Here is a 2,095-nt window from a genome sequence, read left to right as displayed (position 1 = left end):
TTTAGCAGCTTCTGCGTTTGCACCCTGAGTAAATACAGCTACGCGAACGGAACGGCCAGTACCGTGTGGCAGTACAGTTGCACCACGAACGTTCTGATCAGATTTACGAGCATCGATGCCCAGGTTAACAGCAACGTCAACGCTTTCAACGAACTTAGCAGTAGCCAGTTCTTTCAGCAGAGCGATAGCTTCGTTGATGTCGTACTGTTTGGTCGCATCAACTTTGTCACGGATCACGGACATGCGCTTGGTCAGTTTAGCCATTTCTTAGTCCTCCACTACCAGGCCCATGGAACGTGCAGTACCTTCGATTGAGCGAGTCATCGCTTCAATGTCGGCACCAGTCATGTCGGCAGCTTTGGTCTGCGCGATTTCCTGCAGCTGAGCGCGGGAAATTTTACCCACTTTGTCTTTGTTCGGTTTACCGGAACCAGACTTGATACCAGCCGCTTTCTTCAGCAGAACTGCTGCTGGAGGGGTTTTGGTAACGAAAGTGAAAGAACGGTCAGCGTAAACAGTGATTACGACTGGGATTGGCAGACCTTTTTCCAGGGATTCGGTTTTGGCGTTGAACGCTTTACAGAATTCCATGATGTTCACACCCTGCTGACCCAGAGCTGGACCAACTGGTGGACTTGGGTTCGCCATACCAGCTGCAACCTGCAGCTTGACGTAGGCTTGTACTTTCTTAGCCATTCTAAAATCCTCTGATTGGGTGATAACGCCTCAGGGAGGCTCCCCGTGATAAAAAATCGTTTTACGGGCTTAGCCCGTAAAAACAAAAGGCGCGAAATTGTATTCCAATCTCGCGCCCTGTGCAACGATTAAATCGCCGCTTTTTTGATCGCTACTTAGGCTTTTTCTACCTGGGCAAAGTCCAGTTCTACCGGGGTCGCACGACCGAAGATAGAAACAGAAACTTTCAGGCGGGACTTCTCGTAGTCCACTTCTTCAACCACGCCATTAAAGTCAGCAAACGGACCGTCATTAACACGAACCATTTCACCCGGTTCAAACAGCGTTTTCGGACGCGGCTTATCACCCACCTGCTGCAGGCGGTTCATAATCGCATCAACTTCTTTGTCGCTGATTGGAGCCGGACGGTCAGACGTGCCGCCGATAAAGCCCATTACGCGCGGTACGCTGCGCACCAGGTGCCAGCTCGCATCGTTCATAACCATCTGAACCAGCACGTAACCCGGGAAGAATTTACGCTCGCTTTTGCGACGCTGGCCGCCACGGATCTCGACCACTTCTTCGGTCGGAACCATCACTTCGCCAAACAACTCATCCATATTGTGTAATTTGATATGCTCACGCAGCGATGTTGCTACGCGGCCTTCAAAACCGGAAAACGCCTGAACGACGTACCAACGCTTTTTAGGGGCTTCAGACATCTTAGAACCTCAGGCCAGTGATAAAGGATACCAGGCGAACCAGAATACCATCCAGTCCCCACAGGATCAGTGACATTACAGCGGTAACCGCCGCTACAATCAGCGTGGTGTGCAATGTTTCCTGGCGAGTCGGCCAAATTACCTTGCGGACTTCGGTACGCGCTTCGCGGGCAAACGCGACGGTCGCTTTGCCTTTCGTCGTCAACAGCGCGACACCACCCGCTGCAGCAATCAGAATTACCACTGCAAGCGCGCGTAGCGGCAGCATGATGTCACGATAAAGATAGTTGCCGACAATCGCTACGATCAGCAGTACGGCTACAACTACCCATTTCATCGCTTCCAGGCCGCGCCCGCTCCCTTGAGCTTCGGTATTCGCACTCATAAACCAACCTGTCAGAAGTATTCTACAAACATTTTCACCCCGCGATCGCGAGGCAAACCAAATCGAAATGCTCATTCGCTTTTCGAATTATACGCTCTCTGCAGAGCCTGTCTCAGCAATGATTATGACAAAAATAATCACTGATGAGCCAGGTTCTGATGTGAAAGCGTGCAAAAAGGGCATCAAATGATGCCCTTTTCATGCGCATTGCGTCAAATGTTATCAGCGATTAGCCGAGAACTTTAGCAACAACGCCCGCGCCAACGGTACGGCCGCCTTCACGGATTGCGAAACGCAGACCGTCGTCCATCGC

The 2,095-nt window shown here is 51.4% G+C and carries 4 protein-coding genes and 1 pseudogene; all 5 read right to left on the bottom strand.

The window, feature by feature from the left end; translation table 11 throughout:
• Positions 1-264 (bottom strand): annotated as a pseudogene (gene rplA / locus ACJ9N4_RS19775) (50S ribosomal protein L1); the annotation flags it as partial.
• Between the two features lie 3 nt (positions 265-267).
• Positions 268-696 (bottom strand): 50S ribosomal protein L11, encoded by a 429-nt coding sequence (gene rplK, locus ACJ9N4_RS19770; protein ID WP_008503452.1) that lies wholly within the window; start codon positions 694-696, stop codon positions 268-270.
• Positions 697-851: 155 nt separating this feature from the next.
• Complete coding sequence (gene nusG, locus ACJ9N4_RS19765) at positions 852-1,397, bottom strand: transcription termination/antitermination protein NusG (protein WP_182919231.1); 546 nt, start codon at positions 1,395-1,397, stop codon at positions 852-854.
• A 1-nt stretch (position 1,398) separates the two neighbouring features.
• Positions 1,399-1,782, bottom strand: a complete 384-nt coding sequence (secE, locus tag ACJ9N4_RS19760; protein ID WP_013094999.1) for a preprotein translocase subunit SecE — start codon at positions 1,780-1,782, stop codon at positions 1,399-1,401.
• Between the two features lie 229 nt (positions 1,783-2,011).
• Positions 2,012-2,095 (bottom strand): hypothetical protein (locus ACJ9N4_RS19755; RefSeq protein ID WP_000740160.1); only part of this gene is annotated, 84 nt, incomplete at its 5' end.

The sequence above is a fragment of the Enterobacter sp. LM3 genome, assembly GCF_046622475.1.
Taxonomy (GTDB): Bacteria; Pseudomonadota; Gammaproteobacteria; order Enterobacterales; family Enterobacteriaceae; genus Enterobacter; species Enterobacter cloacae_P.
Note: the sequence above shows the minus strand (reverse complement) of the source record. Positions and strands in the feature narration are given on the sequence as shown.

Excerpts from the sequence above, each read along its gene's own strand:
- rplK (WP_008503452.1), bottom strand. The coding sequence starts at position 696 with ATGGCTAAGAAAGTACAAGCCTACGTCAAGCTGCAGGTTGCAGCTGGT.
- nusG (WP_182919231.1), bottom strand. The coding sequence starts at position 1,397 with ATGTCTGAAGCCCCTAAAAAGCGTTGGTACGTCGTTCAGGCGTTTTCC.
- secE (WP_013094999.1), bottom strand. The coding sequence starts at position 1,782 with ATGAGTGCGAATACCGAAGCTCAAGGGAGCGGGCGCGGCCTGGAAGCG.